Raw genomic sequence first — 25,912 nt, 5'->3', positions numbered from 1 at the left:
TAAATCAGTGTTGTTCTAGGCATTTAAATCAGGTTAAAAGTCTGATTAGTGTTTCAACTTGGGAGGTCGCGTGACCTCCCCATTCGTAACCAACCCTTTATCAACTAAGCAGCAGCTATCGACTCAGCACCAGTGCGACAGTAGCTCTGTACGTCTTTGTCAGGGCTGCGAACTTCCCGTTGATAAAATGGACATCCCTTTGGGGAAATCCGCTTACTGCCCAAGATGCGGTACTCAGCTTTATAGAGGCGGCACCCCTAGCCTGTCTGGAAACCTTGCAATCGCTATTACCTGCTTATTGCTGTTTATCCCCTCACACTTTTTTGAATTCATCAGTATTCGCCTGATTGGTGTCATGATACCTGCGACATTACCATCTGGCGTATTTACTTTAATGGGTGAAGGCTTCCCTCTACTTGGCTTGTTGATCTTATTCTGCAGTTCGATCGCCCCGTTACTTGTTTGTACCTCGGTACTCATCACCCATTTATCCTTGCGCTTTAAGATTTTCACACCATTTCGTTATGCATTAGCTATCATTCAGACACTTAAGCACTGGATGATGTTGGATGTATTTCTGGTGAGCGTGGCAATCTCGTGCTTCAAATTACAAGATTACTCAGATATTTTCGTCGGCCCTGGTTTAGTTGGTCTGATTCTACTGCAGCTTTTCAGTGTGTTACTGGTAAGTCGGATCAGTGTGCGTCGCTACTGGGAAGCTTGGGCTAAAGAGTCTGACTACTCTTTTGATAAAAGTAAGAACGTACACTGTCATAACTGTCACCTGTCTCAGCCTGACGGACACACTTGCGTGCGTTGTCACCATGACTTATATCATCGCAAACCCTACTCTGTACAAAAGACATGGGCTCTACTTTTTGCCGCCTCAGTGGCTATCGTGCCGGCCAACGTCATTCCAATTTCTATCGTGATAACAAACGGGCAAAGACTAGAAGACACCATCATCTCCGGTGTCGCTTCGCTAATTAATAGCGACATGTATGGCATCGCCGCAATCATTTTTATTGCCAGTATCGTCGTGCCTGTCGCGAAAATACTTGGTCTAACGTATATCTTAATTTGTATAAAAATGAAGCGTGCGGTTTACCATAGACAACGTATGACCATCTATTTCATTGTGAAATGGGTGGGAAAGTGGTCGGTAATGGATCTGTTCGTTATTTCGATCATGATGACCTTGGTCGACCGTGGACAAATTTTAAACTTTACACCAGGTTATGGTGCAGTCGCTTTTGGCGTCGTGGTTGTTCTCACGATGCTGGCGGCGGAAAGCTTAGATCCTAGGCTAATTTGGGATAACTACACCTCTAAAGATGAGTCAGTGAATGAACAACGATAACCAATCACAAACGTCATATTCACCAGAAGTCAGGAAAAACAAAGGTATTTCCCCTTTGTGGATCCTGCCGATACTAACCGTCGCATTAGCGGGTTGGTTGGTCATGAAATCGATACACGATGCAGGACAACGTGTGCAGATATATTTCTCAGATGCCGCAGGTTTAGTCGCAGGTCGAACGACAATTCGCTACCAAGGCTTAGAGGTAGGTATGGTGCGCGACATTACCTTGTCCAAAGATTTATCGAGCATCTATGTCGATGCTGACATCTACCCAGAAGCGAAAAAGCTACTCTCAAAAGGCACGCGTTTCTGGCTCGTAAAACCAACAGCAAGTTTATCTGGTATCTCAGGGTTAGATGCGCTTGTTTCAGGTAACTATATCGCTATCCATCCTAGCGAAACCAAGCAAGAACCAGAAACTGTTTTCCAAGCTTTAGAATCATCCCCTTCTGACTTATTGGCTTCGGAAGGCCTGAATATTTCATTGACGACCAAGGACCTGGGAGGGGTGTCTGTTGGCTCTCAAATCGTTTATCGTAAAATTCCAATTGGTGAGGTTTACAACTACCAGCTAAACGACAACGCAAAATCAGTGACGATTCAAGCGGCGATTAAAGATGAATACAGCCATATCATTACCGACCAAAGCCGTTTTTGGAATGTCAGTGGCTTAGGTGCCAGTATCGGATTTTCTGGTGTCGACGTACGCTTAGAAAGCCTCAGTGCTCTGCTTGGCGGTTCAATTGCGGTCGACTCTCCGGGAGAGGGTCAACCCGTAGAGATGAACACCAAATTCAAACTTTACCCAGATTTGAAAACAGCCGGTCGTGGTATCTCGATCAAGATAGCCGTACCCGACGACAACAAGATCAGTGCAACGGGCGCTCCGATCATGTATCGAGGCATCGAAATCGGTCAAATCACTGACCTATCTTTAAGCGAAGGGCGTGAAAACGTCGTTGCATCGGCTGCAATCCAACCGGCATTCAGTGACTTTTTAAATAGCGGCAGTCAATTCGTTTTAGAGGAAGCTGAACTATCACTTACTGGAATGAAAAATATTGCCAACTTAGTCACGGGGAATTTTCTAACCTTGGTTCCAGGTGAGGGTGAAAAAGCGCGTCGATTTACTGCGATTCGCAAAAATGAGTTCAGTCAGGAACAAGAAAAATCCGTTGCGATTCGCTTAACGTCAAACAATTCATTCGGGTTGGATGTCGGTACACAGTTACTCTACAAAGGCATTGCTGTTGGCTCTATCATCCAAGTGGGTTTAGTCGATGGTGTGGGAACTGGCTCTGATAAGCACGAAGTGTTTATGGATGCGCTTGTCGATAACGAATATGCTCACCTAATCAAAAGCCATAACCGTTTCTTTGTGACAGGCAGTGCGACTGCAGAGCTAACCGAATCAGGCTTGAGTGTTACGGTCCCACCAGCAAAACAACTTCTTACTGGCTCAATTAGCTTTGTTAGCGAAGGTCAGTCGAAAGCACGAACTGACTATCAGCTTTTCCAAAGCAAATCGTTAGCAGAAATCGCCAAGTTTAATCAGTCTGGCTCAAAGACGCTTTCGTTGTTTGCGAGCGAGCTACCTTCAATTTCTAAAGGAAGCCCACTACTCTACCGCAACCTACAAGTGGGTAGCATTTCTGATTTTCAGCTTGTCGATGGTGGCGTGAGAATCAAAGTCACGATCGAAAATCGTTACACACACTTACTCAATGAACATACTGTTTTCTGGAACCGCTCAGGCGTTGAGATCGATGCGTCGCTATCGGGTATCAGTATTAAAGCAGCACCCGTTAAAACGCTTATTCAAGGCGGTATTGCTTTTGACTCTCTTCCGGGAATAGACAACAAACTCGGTGATGTGTGGAAACTTTATAAAGATTCGAAATCCGCGCGAAAATTTGGTCGTGCGATTACGATTACCTCTTCAGGCGATCAAGAAGTCAGCAAAGGCATGGCGATCAAATATCAAGGCGTCACCGTCGGTGAGGTTACCTTGGTGATTCCTAACTTCAATAAAGGCGGTATTGAAATTACTGCGCGTATTTTACCTGAGTACGTAGACAAGATTGCCGTTGCGAAGAGTCACTTCTGGTTAGCAGAACCTGAAATCGGCCTCAATGGCATCAAAAACGTCTCTGCACTTCTCTCTAAGCACATCAGCGTAGACCCGGGCAATGGTGACATAAATACGAAATTTAAGCTGAGCAAGGGGCCAGTGCAGCCTGAAGGCAAGATATTCCAGCTACAAAGCGAAACGCGAGGCTCGGTATCAGAGGGCACACCGATCCTATTTCGAGAACTAGAAATCGGTAGTGTTATCGATGTTCAACTAGGCGAGTTTGCTGATCGAATCATCTCTACGATTCAAATCGAACCTGACTACGCGTATCTGATCCGCGCAAACACCGTGTTTTGGAACGTATCTGGTGTCGATGTCTCTATCGGTCTCTCTGGTGCAAACATCAAAGCTGGAACGGTAGACAGCTTGTTAAGAGGTGGTATTACATTCTCAACGCCACCGACTAATGAGCTTCAGCCAGTGGCAAACGAAGATCAGTCTTTCTATCTCTATCCTAAAGCCGAAGATGAGTGGAAATCATGGAGAACCGCAATTCCTCGCCCATAGAGTGAATCCTCAGAAGCTCCATGCAAATTAATACCGCTTGACGAAGAATAATTCATCATCAAAATGCAGCCATTCGGCTGCATTTTTGTTGTTTACTATAAATATGGTTTAGGACGGCCTCATTTTGCTTTAAACTCCCCCGCATTAATGCAATAAATCGAGACACTCTTTTGCACGCTAACGTATATATTCCTGAAGAATTCCTAACGCACATCGAATCAATCATGCCTAGTCATCTAGATATGGCTTCTTTTGTCGCGTCATGCCAAAAACCACTTCGTAAAAGTATTCGAGTCAACACATTGAAAATCAGTGTTGAGGACTTCTTAGTACGAGCAAAAGACAAAGGCTGGGAACTGGAACTTGTACCTTGGTGCGAAACGGGGTTTTGGATTACAGCGGATGAAAGTGAAGCGCCACTAGGTAATACGGCAGAACACATGTCTGGCCTTTTCTATATCCAAGAAGCCAGTTCTATGATGCCACCGTCAGCACTTTTCCAAGGTGAGGCTGACTACCAAGCCGTATTAGACACTGCGGCTGCACCCGGTTCTAAAACAACGCAAATCGCAGCGCTAATGAATAATCGCGGCGTATTGGTTGCCAATGAGTACGCAGCAAGCCGCGTGAAAGTTCTTCATGCCAACATCGAACGTTGTGGCGTTCGTAATGCCGCACTCAGTAACTTTGATGGTCGAGTTTTCGGTGGGTGGTTACCAGAACAGTTTGATGCTGTTCTGTTAGACGCGCCCTGCTCTGGTGAAGGTACGATTCGCAAAGACGCTGATGCGATGAAGAACTGGACGTATCAATCTGTAGTCGATATTGCTGACACTCAAAAAGATCTGATCGAAAGTGCTTTTCATGCTCTCAAACCTAACGGCGTGCTGGTTTACTCAACCTGTACGTTAAGCACGGAAGAGAACCAACAAGTATGTCATCACCTAAAAGAGACCTTTGGTGATGCGGTTGAGTTCGAGTCTTTGGAAAACTTATTCGACAATGCTAAAGCAACCACGACAGAAGAAGGCTTTCTACACATTTTCCCACAAGTGTATGATTCAGAAGGCTTCTTCGTTGCGCGCATCCGTAAACTAGCGTCTGTGACACCACCAGAAGTGAAAAAACGTCTGGGCAAATTTCCATTTGAAAAAGCGTCAAAGAAAGCTCAACAAGAAGTCGCTGAACAACTGCTGGGCGCACTTGATATCGAACTACCAAGTGATACTCAAGTTTGGATTCGTGACAAAGACGTTTGGCTATTCCCGGAAGCGCTAGAACCTATGATCGGTGAGTTCCGTTTCTCTCGCATGGGCATCAAGATCGCTGAAACCCATAAAAAAGGTTACCGCTGGCAGCACCAAGTCGCGACAACGCTTGCAACAGGTAATGAAGCTAATGTTGTCGAGCTAAATATCGAAGATGCCCGTGAATGGTTCATGGGCCGCGATGTTCGCCCTGAAGGCTTGTCTGGCAAAGGTGAAGTACTAGTGAAGTACAATGGTGCAATCATCGGCCTTGGTAAGTGGGTTGGCAACCGAGTGAAGAATGGTTTACCACGCGAGCTAGTACGCGATAAGAACCTTTTCTAAAAGCTTTCTTTCTGTATACAGCTTGATAAACAAAAAGCCCAAACAACGTTAATTGTTTGGGCTTTTTCTATTCTATCGACCATGTAAGTCAGTGTGTGAGCGCTTGTAAATCAACAGCTAATTATATAAATATCAATTCAAGTCACTATTTCCAAAAAGAAAAATCGCACTTTAGGGAATCTAAACTAGACTTCAATCTAATAGTCAAAAGATTAAAACGATTAGCGTAGGCTCTTCGGAGCCCTTTCCCCTAAGCCCAAACAGGAAGGTTTGGGCTTTTTTTTGACCGAAAGGATCGCTTATTTAACTAAGCTGATACCTTCTTTGTCGATAGTGATCTTGCCAGATTTGTACAAACCACCAATTGTCTTCTTGAACGTACCTTTACTGGTTCTGAATGCAGAGAAAATAGCTTCAGGAGAAGACTTATCATTCAAAGGCAGGTAACCGCCCTTCTTCTCAAGAAGATCCAGAACCTTAGTGCTTAGGTCACCCATCTTAGCGACACCAATTTTCTGAAGAGACAAATCAATCTTACCGTCTTCTTCACGAACATTTTTAATGTAGCCTTTTAGTGTCTTACCAATGAACAGCTTACCGATGATGTCTGATGGGAAAATCATACCCCAGTGTTCACCGTTCACGATCGCTTTGTAACCAAGTTGGCTGCGCTCAGCGATAATGAGATCAACTTGTTCATTTTGCTTATAAGTCGCAGGCGTGTTGTCTAACCATTTGTTGAACTTCGTTGTACCAACGATACGGCTCGATGCTTTATCGATATACACATATACTAAGATTGACTGGCCTTCGTTTAAACGGCCGCGCTGCTCGCTGAAAGGAACAAGAAGGTCCTTACCTTTCACGCCCCAGCTCATGAATGCACCAGTGCTGTTAACACCTTCAACCGTCATCAAGCCAAACTGCCCTACTTGAGCTATTGGTTTTTCAGTTGTGGCAGCGATCTGGTTGTCAGAATCAATGTATAAAAAAACATCTAGCTTTTGACCAATTTCAACACCTTCAGGAGTAAATCGTTTCGGCAGCAACACGGTTCCATAGTCGCTCGCGTCAAGGAATACACCGAAGTCTGCTTGTTTTACTACTTCTAGGTTGTTTATTTGACCAATATTAATCATCAAGATTGTCTCTACTTTAAATTTGGCGGTGATTATACGTGATCTCTGATATGCTTTCGCTAGTTTCATTCATATTTTTATATTCTAGGAGACATCGTTGATCACCGTTGATAAACAAGATGCGATAACACTTAAAATTAACCATGCGATGGCGAAGACCAAAAAGCTCGATATGGACGTTTATCTATTCATTCCCGGTGAACTCGGACTGACTCCGGAAGTACTTTCTGAAAGTGCCTTCTTCTACAGTTCAATTACTCAAAAGCGCGCTTACTACAGTGATAAGACACTATTACCATTGGTACACAGCCGCTTGGCAAAACGCGGACGCTTATCGACGACACAGTATCGTGTGAGTTTGAGTTTGTTCGCCTATCAATACGTGATTGCTTTAGATAAAGCCGTGAGCAGCTTGAACAAGACAGATAGTGACGACGTAACGGCTGATGACGTCGATGAAGTCATCGAACTGGCTTTGGATATCCTCAAGAAGCTTCGTCGTAGTATTCCTTATGAAGAAAACCTAAAGCGCTATTATGCCAATATTGATAATTACCTTTCTTGGTACACGGAGCAAAAGTTCTTATCTTTGGTATCACATATGCCACGTGGCAGTGAATACTCGACGATAAAAGAGCGACTCTTGACGCTTTGTGAAAAAGAGACCGCCCATCGAAAACTTAATCGCTATAACTCAGCGAAGGTACGAGAAGACGTAACACGTTTGAGCAACAAGATGCGACTGTTGCGACGTTTGATCGAACACCCTATCGTACTCAAAGAAAAGACGACATCAATGGGTAAGAACGTGAAGAGAGCAGTTAAAGGCATCGCCACAGGCTTGGTCATGGTGGTAGTTACCACAACCGTTATATTAGCTCGCGACTTTCTAGGAGAGATTACTGCATCTTTCATCGTATCGATGTCATTCATTTACGCTTTGCGTGAAATCTTCAAAGATGATTTAAGAGACATACTGTGGCGCTGGCTGCGTAAAGGCAAACCCAAGTGGAAGCGTCGCTACTTTGATCCAACAACCAATAAATCTGTCGGCCATAAGCTTGAATGGTTGGACTACGCGAATTTTTCTAAGTTAGCAGACCGTATTCAATCAATACGTAAGAAACGTGTTGTTCAACGTGAAGAGCAAATTTTGCACTATCGTTCGCATACAGAAATGTCGACATCGACATTCATGAGTGGTTACGAAGAGACTCGTGAAACGGTATCGATCAGCCTCAGAGCACTGACACGCTTAATGGACAAGGGTTCAAATAACGTATATCGAATGAATGAAGGGCAAGTAAGCCGAGAATCAGTAGAAAAACGCCACCTGCTCAACCTGATCATTAAAGAGAACAATCACGATGATGAGCCTACCTATTACCGCTGGAAAATAGTCATGAACCGTTCAAAAATCGTTGATATCGAGCAAATCACTCAAGAATCATAACGTTGTTAGGATGTGCGGTACGGTATGTGGGTATTCAATTCACATACCGCTCCTCCACTTGTTCAACGACTTCTGTCGAACTATGATCTTCAGATTTAGCCCAACCTTATACTTCCGAGCTATTATCTAGCTGGGACTTTCTTAATCGAAAGTGTTAGCGTGAATTCCGCCATTGGTTCGTCGCCATGCAAAGATGGGCAGGTCGCTATAATGGTCACTGGTTGATTCACACGCTCGCCAGTAGACATGGTTTCTGCCAACATAGTGTTGATCAGCTCACCATCGTTACAAGTGAAGTGTACGTCACCTTCTGGACGCTTCAAGAAATTACCTGTCACCTCTTTAAATGCCAAAGAAATCTTTTCGCCCTGCTGCTGAGATTTACTCATAGCAAGGAAACCACCTGCTACGTCAGCTCCCACAGCTAACACACCAAAATACATGCTATTGAGGTGGTTCTTAGTTCGCCTTTTGAGAGGGATTTTCACTTCAACATGTTGATTATCCAGCGCGAGCAGTTTTGGTCGACATAGCCAGATCAGAGGTACTTTGAAAAAGCCAAACATGCTCAAGTAGAAATTTGCTTTTTGTAGAGGGGTCAGCATTCGGATTACCTAGTCAAATAAGTCATCAGACCAGTTAATCGATTAGCGATGTGCATGTCAAAAAAATGTTACAAAAAAGAGATATCATCGCATAATGATATCTCCCTTTTTCTCTAAGCTTTAGTGACTTAGATAAACTCATACAGCAAGTTGATTTATCTAGACAATAAGCTGGTTTATGCAGTGATAACTGTTTCTACACCTTCGAGATCCGCTATGAACCCTTGTAAGCGCGGGTAGTCCACCAGGCCTTGAGTCACAAGCAGGACGGGCTTCTTCGCGTTCAGTGTTGCTTTAACGATCATACTCAACAAGGTAATAACTGCCTCGTTTTGAGGATCAAAAGCGTGTTGCTGAGCTTCATTGTGCTTGTCTACACCTAAAGTGAAAGACGCTAAGCTATCAACGTTTACCACAACACCATCAAAATAATGCAGTAATCTTTCGCTTAGTAGCACTGCAGACGGCACATCGCACGAGAACAGAACTTTCAAACCATTAAGCCCGCGTGGTAAGCCTTGCTCTGCAAGCAAATCAATAATCTTAGCAGCATCGCTTAATGCTCGTACATACGGTACAACCACTTCAACGTTAATACCCTGCTCTCGCAGCGCTTTAATAACCTGGCACTCTAAAGCGAAAGCCTTGCTGTACTCGGCTGTCGCATAACGCGCAACCCCACGAACACCTAAGGCCGGATTTATCTCTTCGGCTTCACAGCTACCACCAAGTAGCGAACGGAAGCCATAGCTATCAGCACTACTTAACGCAATACGAACAGTGGCGTGGTTTGGCTGAACGGCTGCTTGAATGGCAATCACTAAGGTCGAAACAAAATGCTCATCGACTGTTTTATCGCCAAGGATCGCATCTAAAGAGGTTTTTTCGATATCAGTCAGTGTTTCTAAATGACTTTCAATACTTGGATGATAGAAGACACGCTCCATGACCAATTCAGATAATGAAACGTATAAGTGGTTGGAATTATTATTATCGTTGTAAGAAGGCAGCACATCACCTAAGACAAGTTCTGGGTGCAAAGTGCTTTGATTTTCTTGAGTCATTGCTGCTCCAGCATTTTTATGTTGTGTTCAAACGAAAATACCGATAGCTGCCTGTTAATACAAGTGAAAATCCCCCATTTGACGTTGGCCTGCTGATAAAAATGAGAATATTAGCAATAACAGAGATAACTTTGACTTAAGAGAGTTTATTCCTCTGTTCAATTCCGTTATCTTAACCACTTCGCAATAGAATAAAAAAGCTATCACATGCCATTAAAAACTGATGAGTTGAGAACCCAAGCTCTGGGTCCTATGCCAACTCCTGCCGAACTAGGCAATGCACACCCTATTACTGACGACGTTGCTGAGCGCATTAAGAATTCTCGCCGCCAAATCGAAGATATCCTAACGGGTCGTGATAATCGCCTATTAGTTATCGTTGGTCCTTGCTCTGTTCACGATACAGATGCGGCACTTGATTACGCTGAACGTCTAAGCCAGATTCAAGATCAATACAAAGATGAACTGTTCGTTGTCATGAGAACCTACTTCGAGAAGCCTCGTACGGTTGTAGGTTGGAAAGGTTTAATTACCGATCCGAATCTCGATGGTTCATACGCACTTGAAACAGGCTTGAATAAAGCACGTAAGCTATTGCTAGATATCAACAAGCTTGGCCTAGCTACCGCGACTGAATTCCTTGATATGATCACCGGCCAGTACATTGCAGACCTTATCACTTGGGGCGCAATTGGTGCTCGCACGACTGAATCTCAGATTCACCGTGAAATGGCTTCTGCACTGTCTTGCCCAGTTGGCTTCAAAAACGCGACTAACGGCAACATCAAAATTGCCATTGATGCGATTCGTGCTGCGCATGCTTCACACTACTTCTACTCGCCAGATAAGAACGGCCGCATGACGGTTTACCGTACTTCTGGTAACCCATACGGTCACGTAATTCTACGTGGTGGCGATAAAGGCCCTAACTTCGATGCTGAATCTGTAGATAACGCATGTAAGCAACTGGCTGAATTCGATCTTCCTCAACGTTTAGTTGTAGACTTTAGCCACGCTAACTGTCAGAAACAGCACCGTAAACAGTTAGAAGTTGCACAAGACATTTGTGAGCAAATCAAATCTAACAAGAATCAAATTGCAGGCATCATGGCGGAAAGCTTCATTGTTGAAGGTAACCAGCCAATGACAGATATCAACAACCTAGAATACGGCAAGTCTATTACTGACCCATGCCTAAGCTGGGAAGATACTGCAACAATGCTCGATATGCTTGCAACAGCAATTAAAGATAGAAACTTAGCTTAAGGAAACAACACAATGCCATCATTTGACATTATCTCTGAAGTAGAAGCAGTAGAACTGCGTAACGCGGTAGACAACGCAAACCGTGAACTATCGACTCGTTTCGATTTTCGCGGCGTTGAAGCAAGCTTTGATTACAAAGATGAATCAGTAAAATTGACTGCTCAAGACGATTTTCAACTGAAGCAAATGCGCGATATCCTTCGTAGCAACCTAACAAAACGTAATGTTGATCCTAACGCGATGGAAGCGAAAGCAGCAGACCAAACAGGTCGCACTTGGCACCAAACGGTTATCTTTAAGCAAGGTATCGAAACGGATGTCGCTAAGAAGATCGTTAAGCTAATCAAAGACAACAAAGTTAAAGTTCAAGCTTCTATCCAAGGCGACAAAGTTCGTGTAACGGGTAAAAAGCGTGATGACCTACAAGCTGTTATGGCTCTAGTTCGCAGCGGTGAACTTGGTCAACCTTTCCAGTTTGACAACTTCCGCGACTAATTTTCGAGTTTGAGCGACTGCTTATTGTGGTTGCTCATTCATCAGCACAATGTCGTGTTTAAAATCACAAAAAGCCACTTCTTTTAGGAAGTGGCTTTTTATTTATCGGTCAGTCTTATTCAGGGTCTCTAGCCGATTTGCAAACAACTAAAAAGCGCTCACTTCAACTAAAATCTATCAACTACCACTCACCTGAGCACTTTTGCAGCAGACAGTTTCAGGTCTTTACCTACCAATAGATTAAACTCTACGCTTGCTGGTGGAATAAACACACACACTCGTAATTTCTCAGCTCTGGCTTGCTCAAGCTTGGTTGATAGCTCTCCGCTATTAACATAGCTCTCTCTTTCTGCATCTCGACGGCATAAGTCTATAAATTCGAACGGACAATCGATTGGTGAAAGTACTAGCTCTGCCTCTTGCATCAGACGTAAAGCCTTCATAGAAAGTAGCTCAACATCTTCTTCAAATTCGATCCAAGTGACCTGCCCTTCACTATCAACTTGCTCAGTCAACGACTGTTGATAGTACGATTCAAGTTGATCCCTATCCGTCACTTGATTAATAAAACTGGACGACAAAAAGCGCTCCCAGAATTTTCGGCGTTCATCAACAGTAGGAAAGGACTCTTTAATTGAATTGCGTTTTGATGCACCGAAGTCCGCTATCAAACCTATGTTCTGTGGCAATACAGTTTCGAGTTTTTCTCTAATATTTCTCACCAAAACAGGTGATGCACCCCCACTTGAGATCGCTATTTGGATTCGTCCGCGATTTATCATTGAGGGTGTGATGAAATCACAATAGGGTAAGTCATCGACCACATTGACAAGAATACCCATTTTTTTTGCATCATTATGTACTTGATGATTTAGGTTTGGGTTGTCTGTGGTTGCCCACACTTGTAAGTAGTTTTTCGAGATAAGCTGTGACGAGTAAAAATTTTGAACCCAACGAAGTTTGTCTTCATCGGCTAGCTCTTTTAAGTAAGGTGCGACCTTAGGAGAAACCAAAGTTACATTAGCACCCGCTCGCAGCAAACTGTCGACTTTTCGGCAAGCAACCTCGCCCCCACCAACCACTAGAATTGGCTTATTCTCTACATCCAAAAACATTGGGAAATAACGCATGTTCTTCCTTGAGACTACTTCAATAACTATTCAGACATGCTACCAAATTTGGAGCATATTCATAACTATCCAAGCGTAATAAAAATATTTATTGACCAAATTTTCAACTTTCTTAAGGCTAATGCGCCACCAATACGACTTTAATTCAGAATATTTACCTAGCCCACCATCAATATAAAAACCTAAATCTCGTTGCACCAACAGTGTGAACCGTTGCACTATTTACATTCAGTTAACATTTGGTCATTCTAATTGTGTTCGGATTTGTGATTTCATTCAAAATTCTTTTTAAATTATACATTTGTGAAACTACGGATCCTTTCCTAACCTTATAAACAGTTGTTTAAATCGCACACGGTTTCATTTGCAAAATGCAACTCGCTTAATTTGAGCAACAAGGTCATAGACAACGCAACACACAAGAGACACTCAAACGAGTATGAGTATGAGTATCAGGTGTCACCTGGTTAACAAGGAAGGATACAAATGACAAATAAACTAACACTTCTTGCTTCAGTAGTAGCTGCATCAACTGCGATGATGGCAACATCAGCATCAGCGGCAGAAAGCACTCTGGACAAAGTCACATCCCAAGGTTTTCTAACTTGTGGTGTAAGTACAGGTCTTCCAGGGTTCTCTAACCCTAACTCAAAAGGTGAATGGGAAGGAATTGATGTTGAGTATTGTCAAGCTCTTGCAGCGGCTGTACTCGGTGACAAGACTAAAGTTAAGTATGTACCGCTAACAGCAAAAGAGCGTTTTACCGCGCTTCAATCTGGTGAAATAGACGTACTATCTCGTAACACAACATGGACGCTACATCGTGACACTGCTCTAGGTTTGAACTTCGTAGGCGTTAACTACTACGATGGTCAAGGCTTCATGGTTAAGAAAGAACTTGGACTAACAAGTGCTCAAGAACTAGATGGCGCTTCAGTGTGTGTTCAATCAGGTACAACGACTGAACTTAACCTAGCCGATTACTTCCGTAACAGTGGCATGTCTTACAAGCCAGTGGTATTTGATACGGCAGCACAAACATCAAAAGGTTTCGACGCGGGTCGTTGTGATGTTCTTACAACTGACCAATCTGGTCTATATGCACTTCGCCTAAATCTAGCTGATCCTAAATCTGCACAGGTACTTCCTGAAATCATATCTAAAGAGCCACTAGGCCCTGTTGTTCGTCAAGATGATGACAAGTGGTTCAACGTTGCTAAATGGACCCTTTCTGCAATGATTAACGCAGAAGAGTACGGCATCTCTTCTAAGAATGCTGACGAAATGCTTAAGTCAAAAGATCCAAACATCAAGCGTATTCTTGGTGTTGACGGTCCTAAAGGTAAAGGCCTTGGCATTCGTGACGATTGGGGTTACCAAGTCATTAAACAAGTTGGTAACTACGGTGAGAGCTTCGAACGTACTGTGGGTACAGGTTCACCACTACAGATCTCTCGTGGCGTAAACGCACTATGGAATGCGGGCGGCTTTATGTACGCTCCACCAATCCGTTAATAAATTTACAAGCATCAATTAGGGCGGACTTTTCCGCCCTATTTATTAAATGGATTTGAGGTTATAGCAGTATGAAACCTAATGAAACTATTTCTCCAACTCAAGAAAAACCACAGCCCAAAAGTGCCAACCTTTTTTACAACCCCACTTTTCGCTCAATTGTTTTCCAAATTCTCGCCGTCGCGGCGCTTTGTGCTTTCTTTTACACGATTGTAAATAATGCACTCACAAACTTAGACTCCCGTGGTATCGCCACTGGTTTTGATTTTCTCTCCCAAGAAGCTGGTTTTGGTATCGGCTTAACACTGATTGAATACGACGAAACATTCTCATACGGTCGTACATTCTTTATCGGTCTTCTCAATACCGCTTTAGTTTCAGTATTAGGCATCATGTTAGCCACAGTACTGGGCTTTAGTATGGGTATCGCTAGACTATCTTCAAACTGGCTAGTTAGCCGATTTGCAGCTGTCTATATTGAGATATTCCGAAATATTCCTCTTCTTCTACAAATATTTTTTTGGTATTTCGCCGTTCTACAAGCATTGCCTTCCGCTCGTCAGAGTATGAGCCTTGGTGAAGCTATTTTCTTGAATGTACGTGGTTTGTACTTCCCAGCTCCAGTGTTAGAACAAGGCAGTAGCATTGTCATCGCATCATTGATTGTCGGTATCATCGCTACTTTTGTTATCAACATCTGGGCTAATAACAAACAAAAGCTAACCGGCCAACAAACACCAATGTTGCGAATTGCTGCAGCGCTGATTGTGGGCTTACCATTAGTCACTTACTTTGTTATGGGTATGCCTATCTCTGCGGAGTACCCTGTTCTGAAAGGGTTTAACTTCAAAGGTGGTATCAGTATCATTCCTGAATTGGCAGCATTGATGCTCGCTTTAAGTATCTACACAGCGGCATTCATCGCCGAGATTGTGCGTTCAGGTATTAACGCGGTAAACCATGGGCAAACAGAGGCTGCTATGTCTCTAGGGCTCCCGCGAACAAGAACTCTTAAGCTAGTCATTATACCGCAAGCATTAAGAATTATTATCCCACCACTAACCAGTCAGTATTTAAACCTGACCAAAAACTCATCACTTGCGATGGCCATTGGTTATCCCGATCTTGTATCTGTCTTTGCAGGAACAACATTGAACCAAACTGGACAGGCTATCGAAGTAATCGCGATGACAATGGGCGTCTACTTAACCCTAAGCCTATTAACATCTGCTCTAATGAACATATACAACCGCAAAGTAGCGTTGGTGGAGAGATAAGATGAGTACACATCAATTTCAACCTGATCTTCCGCCTCCAGCGAATACTGTTGGACCTGTCGGTTGGTTAAGAAAAAATCTATTTAATGGACCAATTAACAGTGTCGTCACTGTGGTGCTTGCTTACTTTGCTTTCACTTTATTATGGGCAATAGCTGATTGGGCATTCTTGAGCGCTGACTGGATAGGAACAACACGCGATGCCTGTACTAGCGAAGGCGCTTGTTGGGTTTTCATTAGCGTCCGTTGGGACCAATTCATGTACGGCTTCTACCCAGAAGCGGAACTGTGGCGCCCTCGCTTTTTCTACGCAACATTAGCTATTTTTGTTGCTTTGTTAGCTTACGAAAAAACACCTAAGCGTACGTGGATTTGGTTATTTTTTGTAAACATCTACCCGTTTATCATTGCAGGCTTACTATACGGTGGTGTATTTGGTCTAGAGGTTGTTGATACCCATAAATGGGGCGGCCTACTGGTTACACTGATCATCGCACTTGTTGGTATCGTTGTATCACTACCTATCGGTGTCGCACTGGCGCTAGGGCGTCGTTCAGAGATGCCAATCATCCGCAGTATGTGTACCGTTTACATCGAAATCTGGCGTGGTGTTCCGTTAATTACGGTTCTATTCATGGCCTCGGTAATGCTTCCACTCTTTTTATCAGAGGGGATGGAGACCGATAAACTGATACGTGCGCTTGTCGGGGTAGTACTGTTTAGTGCTGCTTATATGGCGGAAGTAATCCGTGGTGGTTTGCAAGCAATACCAAAAGGTCAATACGAAGCCGCTGACGCTCTAGGGTTGAGCTATTGGAAAAAAACGGGGCTTATCATTCTGCCTCAAGCTCTTAAAATCACGATTCCTTCAATTGTGAATACCTTTATTGGTTTGTTCAAAGATACCAGTCTAGTTTTGATTATCGGTATGTTTGATGTACTAGGGATTGGCCAAGCCGCGAATACCGACCCTGAGTGGCTTGGGTATTCAACAGAAAGTTATGTATTTGTCGCGTTAGTGTTCTGGGTGTTTTGTTTTGGCATGTCGAGATACTCGATTTGGCTAGAAAACAGACTTCACACCGGTCACAAACGATAATTAACAAGATCAAGGACGTATTATGACGCAGCAAACAGAAAACAACTCTCAAGGTCTTATGATCGAGTTAAAAGACATGAACAAATGGTACGGCGAATTCCACGTACTTAAAAACATCAATCTAGAGGTTAAGAAAGGCGAAAAAATCGTTATCTGTGGCCCTTCTGGCTCAGGAAAATCAACGATGATCCGTTGTATCAACCGGTTGGAAGAACACCAAAAGGGTCATATCTTCGTTTCAGGTAATGAATTGACGGAAGACCTAAAAAACATTGAAGCCGTGCGCAGAGATGTAGGCATGTGTTTTCAACACTTCAACTTGTTTCCACATCTGACGGTATTGGAGAACTGTACTCTAGCCCCTATTTGGGTAAAAAAGATGCCGAAAGAGGAAGCCGAAGCCATCGCGATGAAATTCCTTGAGCGTGTAAAAATCCCTGAACAAGCGGATAAATTCCCAGGCCAACTGTCTGGTGGACAACAGCAACGTGTGGCAATTGCTCGTTCTTTGTGTATGAACCCTCAGGTTATGCTATTTGATGAACCAACATCGGCACTCGACCCAGAAATGGTTCGTGAAGTATTAGACGTAATGGTCGAATTGGCCGAAGAAGGCATGACGATGTTGTGTGTAACGCACGAGATGGGCTTTGCTAAAGAGGTCGCAGATCGCGTTATCTTTATGGATGCAGGTGAAATCATAGAAGAGAACAACCCTGTCGACTTCTTTGAAAACCCACAATCGGATAGGACGCAGAACTTCTTGAGCCAAATCTTGCACCATTAATGTGTTATGATGCATAAACTACAGAGGCGGCTTAGGTCGCCTCTTTATTTTTCGATGTTCTTTTTATTTTTCGATGTTATCGTTCGTTTTCCAAAGGTTATAAATCATTAGCCAGTAACTATAAAAGTCTGAACATCGAGTATTAGCGACACGTTATACGTCATTAGAAACACTTTGTTACACCTTAAGAAACACTTAACCGACTATTTTGATTATTATTTTAGGTATACAAAAGGAATGAAAGACTTGATTTTTCGAACTTTCAGCCCCATAAATGTACTAATAACTATTGAAGTCACCTTACGAGGAAGATTATGAACAGCCCTATGTTTTCACGCACAGCAACTCAAGAGAATGCTCTGCAAACCAATAAAGTGTTGCGTAACACGTACGCACTACTGTCTATGACACTACTTTGGTCTGCTGTAGTAGCAGGCGTATCTATGGCGATGAACCTTCCTCGCCCTGGTCTTATCATTATGCTAGTTGGTTTCTACGGCCTACTGTTCCTAACAGAAAAGAACCGTGACAACAGCATGGGTCTAGTCTTCACATTCCTATTTACAGGTTTCTTAGGCTACACCATTGGTCCAATCTTAAACATGTACGTTGGCGCAGGCATGGGTGATGTCATCCTTACTGCACTTGGTGGTACAGCATTAGCATTTATGGGTGCATCAGCTTACGCACTGACGACTAAACGTGACCTTTCATTCCTTAACGGTATGCTAATGGCTGGTTTTGTTGTTCTGCTAGTGGGGATGGTTGCAAACATCTTCCTACAAATGCCTCTACTGTCTTTAGCAATGAGCGGTATGTTCATCCTATTCTCGACTGGTGTTATTTTGCTAACAACGCAAAGTATCATCCGCGGTGGTGAGACGAACTACATCTCAGCAACGATTAGCTTGTATGTTTCTATCTACAACATCTTCATCAGCCTATTAAGCATCTTAGGCATTATGAACAGCGACGACTAGTCTACCTGTCGCTGAAAATATAGCCCAAGAGCCTGTCTCTTGGGCTTTTTTGTATCTATCAGTGCAATAATTCTTTAGATAGCTACAATATCTATTGAGAAATGCAAACTTGGTCATGTACCCTATCTGCATAGTTAATTGGATTCTGGATTAAACATGTTTGAATATAATGGCAAGCAAATCGAAACCGACGCTCAAGGCTACCTATTGGATTACACACAATGGGAAGAAGGTATGATTGAGATTCTTGCTCAAGACGAGGCGATTGAACTGACTGATGCGCACTTAGAAGTGGTACATTTTGTAAGAAGCTTTTACGAAGAATTCAAAACCTCTCCGGCTGTTCGTATGCTCGTTAAAGCGATGGAAAAAGCGCACGGCCCAGAGAAAGGTAACAGCAAGTACCTATTCAAATTGTTCAAGAAAGGCCCCGCTAAACAAGCAACCAAGCTCGCGGGTTTACCTAAACCAGCAAAATGCTTGTAAAGCTTAAACAGCTTTAGGTTGCTCTCAAGGTAAAAAGGTAAATACTGTAGTGCGCTAGCTACAGTATTTTAAATTCCCCTATACGCACATCCTGCCGCTCACTTTCTTTAACTCGATGCATCACTACTTGGTCTACCGTCGCACTCGAAGGGCCAATATTAAGCCAAGCGTGGAACTTCTCTATTTCCTTACCCTTTCCGACAGCTAACACTTCAACTCGGCCATCATTTAGGTTCTTTGCATAGCCTGAAATGCCCAGAGCTTGTGCCTGCCTACTGGTGTGATAGCGAAAGCCAACACACTGAACCACGCCTGATACGACAAAAATATATTGTGAACTTTCCATAACGTTGCCTCATAAATTGTATGAATGATATAGTTGCGACTCTATTCATTCACCGCTTATTGGTGGACTTACTTCGAGTATAACGATTATGAAAGAAATCCCATTTCGTTGGATTGACAAATATCTCATTCACCTAAAAATCCAAGAAAAGTTCTATCTACTCTTCTTATTACCTCTTCTCGCCCTGGTTATATTAACTCTTGTTTTAGATAGCGCCGCAGACTCTTTACTTGCTCATCTTTATCAAGAAGAAATGCTCTTGATGAAAGGACTTATCGAAGCGGGTCAACTCACGAAAGATCAAGTTGCTCAACTTGTCAGTAGTTCTGAAACCATCTCTTTAGGTTACGGTGCTGGTTCTGTTTCAGTAATGAATGGTGCGTTCAGCCTAGTTGCCAGCCATGACCAAAACCTTTGGTCTGCTCTATCGACGACTCAGGTTTCAATTATCGCTGTAACCCTAACGCTGATCGCGCTAGGTGTTTACTACATCATGACTTTCATCGGTGGCGCAATGTTCTCTATGAACAAAGCGTTAAGCACGCTAGCGAGTGGTGACCTCACCTGTCGTATGAACTACTTCCTCGTTCGTGATGAGTTCAGTGAAATAGCAATTACTATTGATAAAGTTGCAGAACGTGAACAAAACATGGTTCTATCAATCCAAGAGTCTGTCGCACTCATGCAACAGATCAGTTCTGACTTAAACCAGTCGACACAACAGAGCTCAGACATATCGGGTAACCAACAAGAACATCTGAATAGTTTAGCAAGTGCAACGGAACAAATGGCAGCTACGATTCGTGAAGTCGCAACACTTGCTCATGAGTCTAGCTCTCAGACTATGGACGCTCGCGGTGTTGCACAGAGTGGCCAAGTAAAAGTTTCGAATACATTAAAATCTATCTCAAGCCTATCTCAAGAAATTCAATCAGCTTCGCAAGCGGTAGAAGAGCTTGATGCTAATGCAGCGCAAATTGATGAAGTGGTCGCAACCATCAATGGCATCTCCGAACAAACTAACCTATTAGCCCTGAATGCTGCCATTGAGGCTGCACGTGCTGGCGAGCAAGGTCGTGGATTCGCTGTTGTTGCCGATGAAGTCCGTGCCCTTGCCGGAAGAACACAGCAAGCGCAACGGTTGAAATCCAAAGTATGATTGAATCATTACAACGTAACAGCCAATCACTGACAAAATTGATGGAAGTGACTGTTAGCAATGCTAACGAAGGTCAAACACTGATGTCGGAAGTAAACGTTGAGATTGGATCGTTAGCTGAAAAGAACCAATCTATTTCTGATAGCAGCACTCAAATTGCTACTGCTGCTGAAGAGCAAGGTGTTGTTGCTGACAACATTGCACAAAGTGTTGAAGAGATTCGTCATCAATCAGACAGTATCTGTGAAATGATCAGTAAGAGTAATGTAAATGTTGACCAACTTCGTAAGCAAAGCGATACGATGGAAGGTTTGCTGACAGGTCTCAAAGCTTAATACTGATATCTAACCACTATGTGTTAATTAATCATTACTAGGGCTGCTTCTGCAGCCCTTTCTTATTTGCTTTTCCCTTGTACTTCCCCGACAATACCCCTCCTTCAAATTCAACAAACAGAGTAAATTATGACTCCTTCAATTCATCTAGCTAAAGGCCGAGATAAATCACTACGCCGTAAACACCCTTGGGTATTTTCACGCGGTATCGATAAGGTCGAAGGCGAACCACAACAAGGTGAAACTGTAGACGTATATGCTCAGAATGGTCAATGGCTAGCAAAAGCGGCTTACTCACCAGAATCTCAAATTCGAGCTCGTGTTTGGACATTTGAAAAAGAAGAAATTAACAAAGCGTTCTTCGTAAAACGAATTCAAGACGCGCAATCACTGCGTGAAGACATCATTGAGCGTGATGGTTTAACTGGCTACCGCCTTACCGCTGCAGAGTCTGATGGACTGCCAGGTATCACTATCGACAAATATCAAGACTACCTAGTTTGCCAACTACTAAGTGCGGGCGCTGAATTCAATAAGAGCGTATTGGTTGAAGCTTTAATTGAATGCTTCCCAGACTGTAATATTTACGAGCGTTCAGACGTAGCAGTTCGTAAAAAAGAAGGCCTAGAACAAGTTGTTGGTGTACTTCACGGTGAAGAGCCACCAAAATCTATCGTCATTGAAGAAAACGGCGTCAAAATCAGCGTAAACATCATGGAAGGCCACAAAACTGGCTTCTACATGGACCAACGTGATAGCCGTAAAGAATCAATGAAGTATGTTAAACGCAAAGATGTGCTTAACTGTTTCTCATACACTGGCGGATTTGGTCTTTACGCACTGAAAGGCAACGCAAAACGTGTAATCAACGCAGACGTATCTCAACTTGCTCTTGATACAGCTAAGTTCAACGCTGAACTCAATGAGTTTGATATCTCAAAAAAACGCGCTGTATTCCTAAACGCAGACGTATTTAAACTACTTCGTGAATACCGAGATCAAGGCACTAAGTTTGACGTCGTGATCATGGACCCACCAAAGTTCGTTTCAAGCAAAAATAACCTAACATCAGGAGCTAACGGCTACAAAGATGTAAACATGCTTGCAATGCAAATCTTAAACCCTGGTGGCACTCTACTCACCTACTCTTGCTCTGGCTTGATGGGCACTGATTTATTCCAAAAAATCATCGCTGACGCTGCTCTAGATGCAGGAAGAACCGTTAAATTTGTCGAGCGCTTCGAGCAAGCCGCTGACCACCTAACAGATACAGCGTACCCAGAAGGCTTCTACCTAAAAGGTTTTGCCTGTAAAGTGTTGTAACTGTAGGGTGTTGCAACCTCAACGTAAGGTTTCTTAAGCGCGATTACTTTACTAAATTAAGATATAAAAAAAGGGCCTTTCGGCCCTTTTTGTTTAGTTGCTTGTTGTATCGTATATCTTCAGTAAATCACTTAGGATTGCACTCTCAGATAGCCCCGCGTACTGGCCAGCAGCACCTTCAAGAACAATTTGTTGACTATTCTCACCAACCGAAGTCCCTGCTTGAGAGATTGTAACAGTTAAATCACCGTTACCTTCAACAACACCAATTTGATTACTCTTAAGTAAACTGTCTATAGTATCATTCGCATCTGTGTGCAGTAGTTCTGATAAATCTATCTTATCCTGTCCCTTTGTAAAGTCAGTAATAACATCTCTTTCACCATCTCTAATGTCATTCCGAGAACTAGTCGTGTCTTGATCCACAAACTTAAAGATATCGTCATCACTGCCGCCAGTTAATATATCGTTACCAAGACCACCGATAAGAATATCTTCACCAGCACCACCTTTAACTGTATCGTTGCCCGTTCCACCTCGGAGGCCATCATTACCTTGTCCGCCATCTAGGTAATCATTACCAGCACTACCGAAAATGACATCTATACCTTTTTCACCGTATACATAATCATCGCCAGCACCACTATGAGCAATATCTAAATACGCGTTACTTTGACTCGGCATAGAGTTATTAAAGGCTGCACCTTCACCATTACTGTTTGATGCTAACAAGCTACTGTCTGAACCGTTAGTAAATGATTCTAATGTCGCTTGAGCGTTAGCCTGCTTAGATGCACTATCACCCGCTGTATCATCTAACTTTGAATGACTGTCACCAAGCCAAATGATATCGTCGCCTTTTCCAAGGTGTACATGATCTCCTCCAGCACCAACATTTACTTTAAATCCATTAGCCACTTCTGATTTCGTGAAATACTCTGTTGTTGAATCCGTTCCAACAGAGCTCCATTGAAGCTTAGCATCACCATTTTGATGATGGTATAGCTTAAGAGTATCGACCGCATCACCTGGCGCACTAATATCTAAACCGGATTTACTAGCAGGAACATTAAACACCAACTTATTACTACTAGTATCACCATCACCGTCTTTCAGTGTGTAATCAAAATCAAGTGTTGAAGGCCTATCTTGAGGTTTACCACTAAACTCATACGCTCCGGTGTCAAGGTCAATTACAAATACGAACTTACCATCGACGGTTATGGTTAATTTGTTGGTTGCTTCATCCTTAGAATAGCTAATATTCGAAGGCAAAGTTCCCGATGTTGAGATAGTCGAACCATTAAAGTTAAATGAGCCAGTTCCAAATTTTATCTGACTTACGTAACCACCATCTGCCCCAAAACCAGAACCAGAACCAGAACCGCTACCTGAGATTGAACCTGTTACGTTTTGTACGATTGAGTTAATAAGTGCATCACTCAGCTGAGATTCATCATCAATCAACTCCGCGTTTTTATCTTTGGGACCTGTTCCATCATATGCAACTTTGTTGATCTGAGTTCTGTTACCTTTTAGATCAATTCCAACTGCGTGCGCGGTAATATTGTTAGTAGTTAAATGCTGCTTCCATGAAGCCTCTTCATATCTATCTATTTTATCATTTTCATGTGTTGCACCATCGCTGATGAAATAACTGACGTTATTTGCGTTAGGTATACGTAAACTGGAGTCCGTATTCCAATAATTCTTACCACCTTGTATCGCGTCATCATAAGCGGTACCACCACCGGCCTGTAGTGCGTTGATATAACCCTTCACTTCGTCGACAGTCATCCATGCTTTGTTATTATGCTCAACTAGAGAAACGTTATAGTTGAATGTTATAAGCTGAACACGAACATTATCTGATGCTCCCGCATATTGATTAAGCATTTGCAGTACGGATGCTTTAAGAACATCGAAACGATCTCCTTTCATTGATCCAGAAACATCCAAAATAAGCTGAACATTAGTGCCTACAGTATGAATAGTCGTATCAATTTCTTCATATTTAGCATCTGGCTGGTCGTCTTCAATTGAAACCGTAATCTGACCTCCAGAGCTAGACAACCCGGAAGTATCCTTAGCAATCACGGGAATATGAATCGATAAGTTATCTTCTCCACTGGTATTAGGGTGATCAACAGGAGCTTTAAGTTGTACCTCATAATGTCCACTACTATTTAAAGTCGCTTCAATAACAGGTTTACCGTTAGCTTCGCCAAGAAGTGTGTGACCATTATTTGATACACTCCAAGTAATTGTATGCCCTTCAGATGTCAGAGGTTGGCCAGTTGATGTTGTTACTGTAATTGAACTTGATTCACTAAATACAGTGTCAGACCAGTTACCATTGGCATCGGTAATAGACAAATCCCCCTGAACAGAGTGTCCATCAGTAGAATCACTCGGCAAACCTATCGTATCCGTAATACCCCCACTAAGAGCTTCTTCAGACACACTGACTGACTGATTCCTGATGACAGGTGCAACTTCATTGTCGAGTATCGAGCCAGTACCTGTGTCGCCACCAATAGTAATGGTGTAATTTTCAGTATTTTCTACAAGAACGTCATCTAATGTCGGAACAATAACTTTAAAGTAAGATACGCCTTTAGGCACAATAATAGATTGCTTATCTGCACTCAGTTTAACGCCATCCGTAAACGAAATGTCTGCTTTTCTAACATCACTACTATTCGGGAAGTTAAATGAATATTTAACTTCTATATCAGAAGAACCTGTAAGTGCAACACTGTACTCCAACACTCCACCTTCTTTAACAGCAAGAGCATCGGACACACTTATTGCGGGTTTATCAGAAGCATCTTCATTTATAGAGCCCGTAGCTGATACACCGTGCTGACCGCTATTGATGATTACATCTTTACTAGCATCAGTTGAAGATTGGAAAGGTATCTCACTCAACTTAATTCCAAAGTCTTCTGATGTTTCGAAACGGTTATCATTTACTGTATCTACATTAACTTTGAAATCCGTAACTTTCGCAGGAAGTGTGAATGTTCCATTCACTTCATTTACCGAAATAGTCTTAATCACTCCGCCAGAAACATAAGTGACTGTAACCCCAGCAAACGGCTTACTACTGTCTGCGGCTAAATCCTCAAGGTTTGCTTTGCCAACGCCATTAGAAAATTCAAACTCGACTTTCATCTCAATCGACGCTTCAGACACCTTCGATAGTTGCCCATCAAATACGGCCGTGTTTCCTTCATCAACAGCATTAGCATTCGTCAATGTAAGCGTAGGGTTATCTGAATGATCTAACTTGATTGTACCTTGACCTTTCAGATCAGAATTCGCTTCATCAATACTTGACGTTCCACCTACCTGAGATTTTGTATCTACAATGTGAAGTCCAAAACGTTCAGTCCATTCAAACTTATCGTCTTGTACGGTTTGAACCGTTACACGAAGTTCAGTTCTTCCTGCCGGAATTTCTACATAACCGTTAACAACATTTGCAACTTGGAAATCGCCGTTAGCATCTTTGTATTCGTAAGTTAGGCTATTGGTATCGATGTCATCAAATTCAGTATCGTAACCGTTTGTTGTCGCTTCAAATTTAACATACTGTTTTTCAGAAGAGGCTTCATTTAATGTCACTTTAAAGGATGCTCTATCTCCTTCATTCACAGGCACAGCATCGTGGACTTTGATAGTTACGTCGTGATCAATGATGGTCGCGGTGTTGCTTTCGCCGCCCACGGTTAACGTGAACGTCTCGTTCGCTTCGTCAATCGTGTCTTGAGTCGTCGCCACAGTCGCCGTAAATGTCGTCACGCCCGCGGGAACGGTGATTTGCTTGGTCGCAGGATCGTACGTTACGCCAT

At 42.9% G+C, this 25,912-nt stretch carries 19 protein-coding genes and 1 pseudogene; 14 read left to right on the top strand and 6 right to left on the bottom strand.

Annotated features, from left to right (window positions below):
* Window positions 1-58: 58 nt before the first annotated feature.
* The 3 genes from ACED59_RS11630 to rsmF all read left to right on the top strand — a co-directional run bounded on the left by ACED59_RS11630 (window position 59) and on the right by rsmF (window position 5,596).
* A complete protein-coding gene (locus ACED59_RS11630) occupies window positions 59-1,360 on the top strand; it encodes a paraquat-inducible protein A (RefSeq protein ID WP_017099309.1) in 1,302 nt (433 codons plus the stop codon).
* Complete coding sequence (locus ACED59_RS11625) at window positions 1,347-4,004, top strand: MlaD family protein (RefSeq protein WP_371704949.1); 2,658 nt, start codon at window positions 1,347-1,349, stop codon at window positions 4,002-4,004. Before ACED59_RS11630 ends, ACED59_RS11625 begins: the two co-directional genes overlap by 14 nt.
* Before the next feature lie 170 nt (window positions 4,005-4,174).
* The gene (gene rsmF / locus ACED59_RS11620; RefSeq protein WP_017099311.1) at window positions 4,175-5,596 is read left to right on the top strand and encodes a 16S rRNA (cytosine(1407)-C(5))-methyltransferase RsmF; all 1,422 of its coding nucleotides are present in this window, start codon (window positions 4,175-4,177) and stop codon (window positions 5,594-5,596) included.
* A gap of 299 nt (window positions 5,597-5,895) precedes the next feature.
* Here rsmF and ACED59_RS11615 read toward each other — a convergent pair whose 3' ends face one another.
* Entirely contained in the window at window positions 5,896-6,804 is a 909-nt protein-coding gene (locus ACED59_RS11615; RefSeq protein WP_017099312.1) for a S1 RNA-binding domain-containing protein, read from the bottom strand.
* 28 nt (window positions 6,805-6,832) lie between these two features.
* Between ACED59_RS11615 and ACED59_RS11610 the strand changes: the two genes are divergently transcribed.
* The gene (locus ACED59_RS11610; RefSeq protein WP_012603874.1) at window positions 6,833-8,188 is read left to right on the top strand and encodes a hypothetical protein; all 1,356 of its coding nucleotides are present in this window, start codon (window positions 6,833-6,835) and stop codon (window positions 8,186-8,188) included.
* Between the two features lie 122 nt (window positions 8,189-8,310).
* Here the strand turns inward: ACED59_RS11610 and ACED59_RS11605 are convergent, their stop codons facing one another.
* Together ACED59_RS11605 and ACED59_RS11600 are read right to left on the bottom strand one after the other, a co-directional pair.
* The gene (locus tag ACED59_RS11605) at window positions 8,311-8,793 is read right to left on the bottom strand and encodes a PaaI family thioesterase (protein WP_009846645.1); all 483 of its coding nucleotides are present in this window, start codon (window positions 8,791-8,793) and stop codon (window positions 8,311-8,313) included.
* A 176-nt stretch (window positions 8,794-8,969) separates the two neighbouring features.
* Complete coding sequence (locus tag ACED59_RS11600) at window positions 8,970-9,857, bottom strand: putative PEP-binding protein (RefSeq protein WP_017099313.1); 888 nt, start codon at window positions 9,855-9,857, stop codon at window positions 8,970-8,972.
* A gap of 207 nt (window positions 9,858-10,064) precedes the next feature.
* Here ACED59_RS11600 and ACED59_RS11595 point away from each other — a divergent pair, with 207 nt between their 5' ends.
* Both ACED59_RS11595 and ACED59_RS11590 read left to right on the top strand, forming a co-directional pair.
* A complete protein-coding gene (locus tag ACED59_RS11595) occupies window positions 10,065-11,123 on the top strand; it encodes a 3-deoxy-7-phosphoheptulonate synthase (protein ID WP_009846643.1) in 1,059 nt (352 codons plus the stop codon).
* Between the two features lie 12 nt (window positions 11,124-11,135).
* Window positions 11,136-11,618, top strand: coding sequence for a YajQ family cyclic di-GMP-binding protein (locus ACED59_RS11590; RefSeq protein WP_004733632.1), 483 nt, complete (start codon window positions 11,136-11,138; stop codon window positions 11,616-11,618).
* Window positions 11,619-11,806: 188 nt separating this feature from the next.
* Here ACED59_RS11590 and ACED59_RS11585 read toward each other — a convergent pair whose 3' ends face one another.
* Window positions 11,807-12,748, bottom strand: coding sequence for a bifunctional precorrin-2 dehydrogenase/sirohydrochlorin ferrochelatase (locus ACED59_RS11585; RefSeq protein ID WP_009846642.1), 942 nt, complete (start codon window positions 12,746-12,748; stop codon window positions 11,807-11,809).
* A gap of 486 nt (window positions 12,749-13,234) precedes the next feature.
* Here ACED59_RS11585 and ACED59_RS11580 point away from each other — a divergent pair, with 486 nt between their 5' ends.
* The 6 genes from ACED59_RS11580 (at window position 13,235) to ACED59_RS11555 (ending at window position 18,892) form a co-directional block, all read left to right on the top strand.
* A complete protein-coding gene (locus ACED59_RS11580) occupies window positions 13,235-14,263 on the top strand; it encodes an amino acid ABC transporter substrate-binding protein (protein WP_004733634.1) in 1,029 nt (342 codons plus the stop codon).
* A 71-nt stretch (window positions 14,264-14,334) separates the two neighbouring features.
* Window positions 14,335-15,540, top strand: coding sequence for an amino acid ABC transporter permease (locus ACED59_RS11575; protein WP_009846641.1), 1,206 nt, complete (start codon window positions 14,335-14,337; stop codon window positions 15,538-15,540).
* 1 nt (window position 15,541) lies between these two features.
* Window positions 15,542-16,639, top strand: coding sequence for an amino acid ABC transporter permease (locus ACED59_RS11570; RefSeq protein ID WP_009846640.1), 1,098 nt, complete (start codon window positions 15,542-15,544; stop codon window positions 16,637-16,639).
* Between the two features lie 22 nt (window positions 16,640-16,661).
* Complete coding sequence (locus tag ACED59_RS11565) at window positions 16,662-17,426, top strand: amino acid ABC transporter ATP-binding protein (RefSeq protein WP_009846639.1); 765 nt, start codon at window positions 16,662-16,664, stop codon at window positions 17,424-17,426.
* Between the two features lie 314 nt (window positions 17,427-17,740).
* On the top strand, window positions 17,741-18,406 hold the full coding sequence (locus ACED59_RS11560) for a Bax inhibitor-1/YccA family protein (protein WP_017099314.1): 666 nt from the start codon (window positions 17,741-17,743) through the stop codon (window positions 18,404-18,406).
* 156 nt (window positions 18,407-18,562) lie between these two features.
* Entirely contained in the window at window positions 18,563-18,892 is a 330-nt protein-coding gene (locus ACED59_RS11555; RefSeq protein WP_004733621.1) for a TusE/DsrC/DsvC family sulfur relay protein, read from the top strand.
* 58 nt (window positions 18,893-18,950) lie between these two features.
* On the opposite strand, the gene yccX is transcribed toward ACED59_RS11555, so the two are convergent.
* The gene (gene yccX, locus ACED59_RS11550) at window positions 18,951-19,238 is read right to left on the bottom strand and encodes an acylphosphatase (protein ID WP_017077197.1); all 288 of its coding nucleotides are present in this window, start codon (window positions 19,236-19,238) and stop codon (window positions 18,951-18,953) included.
* A gap of 88 nt (window positions 19,239-19,326) precedes the next feature.
* Between yccX and ACED59_RS11545 the strand changes: the two are divergent.
* Both ACED59_RS11545 and ACED59_RS11540 read left to right on the top strand, forming a co-directional pair.
* Window positions 19,327-20,732: pseudogene (locus ACED59_RS11545) on the top strand (methyl-accepting chemotaxis protein).
* A gap of 129 nt (window positions 20,733-20,861) precedes the next feature.
* Window positions 20,862-22,055: a class I SAM-dependent methyltransferase gene (locus tag ACED59_RS11540; RefSeq protein ID WP_017096635.1), complete on the top strand. Its 1,194-nt coding sequence runs from the start codon at window positions 20,862-20,864 to the stop codon at window positions 22,053-22,055.
* 93 nt (window positions 22,056-22,148) lie between these two features.
* On the opposite strand, the gene ACED59_RS11535 is transcribed toward ACED59_RS11540, so the two are convergent.
* A partial coding sequence (locus ACED59_RS11535) for a VWA domain-containing protein (protein ID WP_371731365.1) occupies window positions 22,149-25,912 on the bottom strand: 3,764 nt, incomplete at its 5' end.

The organism is Vibrio sp. FF266 (assembly GCF_041439695.1).
Classification (GTDB): domain Bacteria; phylum Pseudomonadota; class Gammaproteobacteria; order Enterobacterales; family Vibrionaceae; genus Vibrio; species Vibrio tasmaniensis_A.
Note: the sequence above shows the minus strand (reverse complement) of the source record. Positions and strands in the feature narration are given on the sequence as shown.

Coding starts and splice junctions, on each gene's coding strand:
- ACED59_RS11625 (WP_371704949.1), top strand. CDS start 1,347: ATGAACAACGATAACCAATCACAAACGTCATATTCACCAGAAGTCAGG.
- ACED59_RS11615 (WP_017099312.1), bottom strand. CDS start 6,804: ATGAAACTAGCGAAAGCATATCAGAGATCACGTATAATCACCGCCAAA.
- ACED59_RS11605 (WP_009846645.1), bottom strand. CDS start 8,793: ATGCTGACCCCTCTACAAAAAGCAAATTTCTACTTGAGCATGTTTGGC.
- ACED59_RS11600 (WP_017099313.1), bottom strand. CDS start 9,857: ATGACTCAAGAAAATCAAAGCACTTTGCACCCAGAACTTGTCTTAGGT.
- ACED59_RS11595 (WP_009846643.1), top strand. CDS start 10,065: ATGCCATTAAAAACTGATGAGTTGAGAACCCAAGCTCTGGGTCCTATG.
- ACED59_RS11590 (WP_004733632.1), top strand. CDS start 11,136: ATGCCATCATTTGACATTATCTCTGAAGTAGAAGCAGTAGAACTGCGT.
- ACED59_RS11585 (WP_009846642.1), bottom strand. CDS start 12,748: ATGCGTTATTTCCCAATGTTTTTGGATGTAGAGAATAAGCCAATTCTA.
- ACED59_RS11580 (WP_004733634.1), top strand. CDS start 13,235: ATGACAAATAAACTAACACTTCTTGCTTCAGTAGTAGCTGCATCAACT.
- ACED59_RS11575 (WP_009846641.1), top strand. CDS start 14,335: ATGAAACCTAATGAAACTATTTCTCCAACTCAAGAAAAACCACAGCCC.
- ACED59_RS11570 (WP_009846640.1), top strand. CDS start 15,542: ATGAGTACACATCAATTTCAACCTGATCTTCCGCCTCCAGCGAATACT.
- ACED59_RS11565 (WP_009846639.1), top strand. CDS start 16,662: ATGACGCAGCAAACAGAAAACAACTCTCAAGGTCTTATGATCGAGTTA.
- ACED59_RS11560 (WP_017099314.1), top strand. CDS start 17,741: ATGAACAGCCCTATGTTTTCACGCACAGCAACTCAAGAGAATGCTCTG.
- ACED59_RS11555 (WP_004733621.1), top strand. CDS start 18,563: ATGTTTGAATATAATGGCAAGCAAATCGAAACCGACGCTCAAGGCTAC.
- yccX (WP_017077197.1), bottom strand. CDS start 19,238: ATGGAAAGTTCACAATATATTTTTGTCGTATCAGGCGTGGTTCAGTGT.
- ACED59_RS11540 (WP_017096635.1), top strand. CDS start 20,862: ATGACTCCTTCAATTCATCTAGCTAAAGGCCGAGATAAATCACTACGC.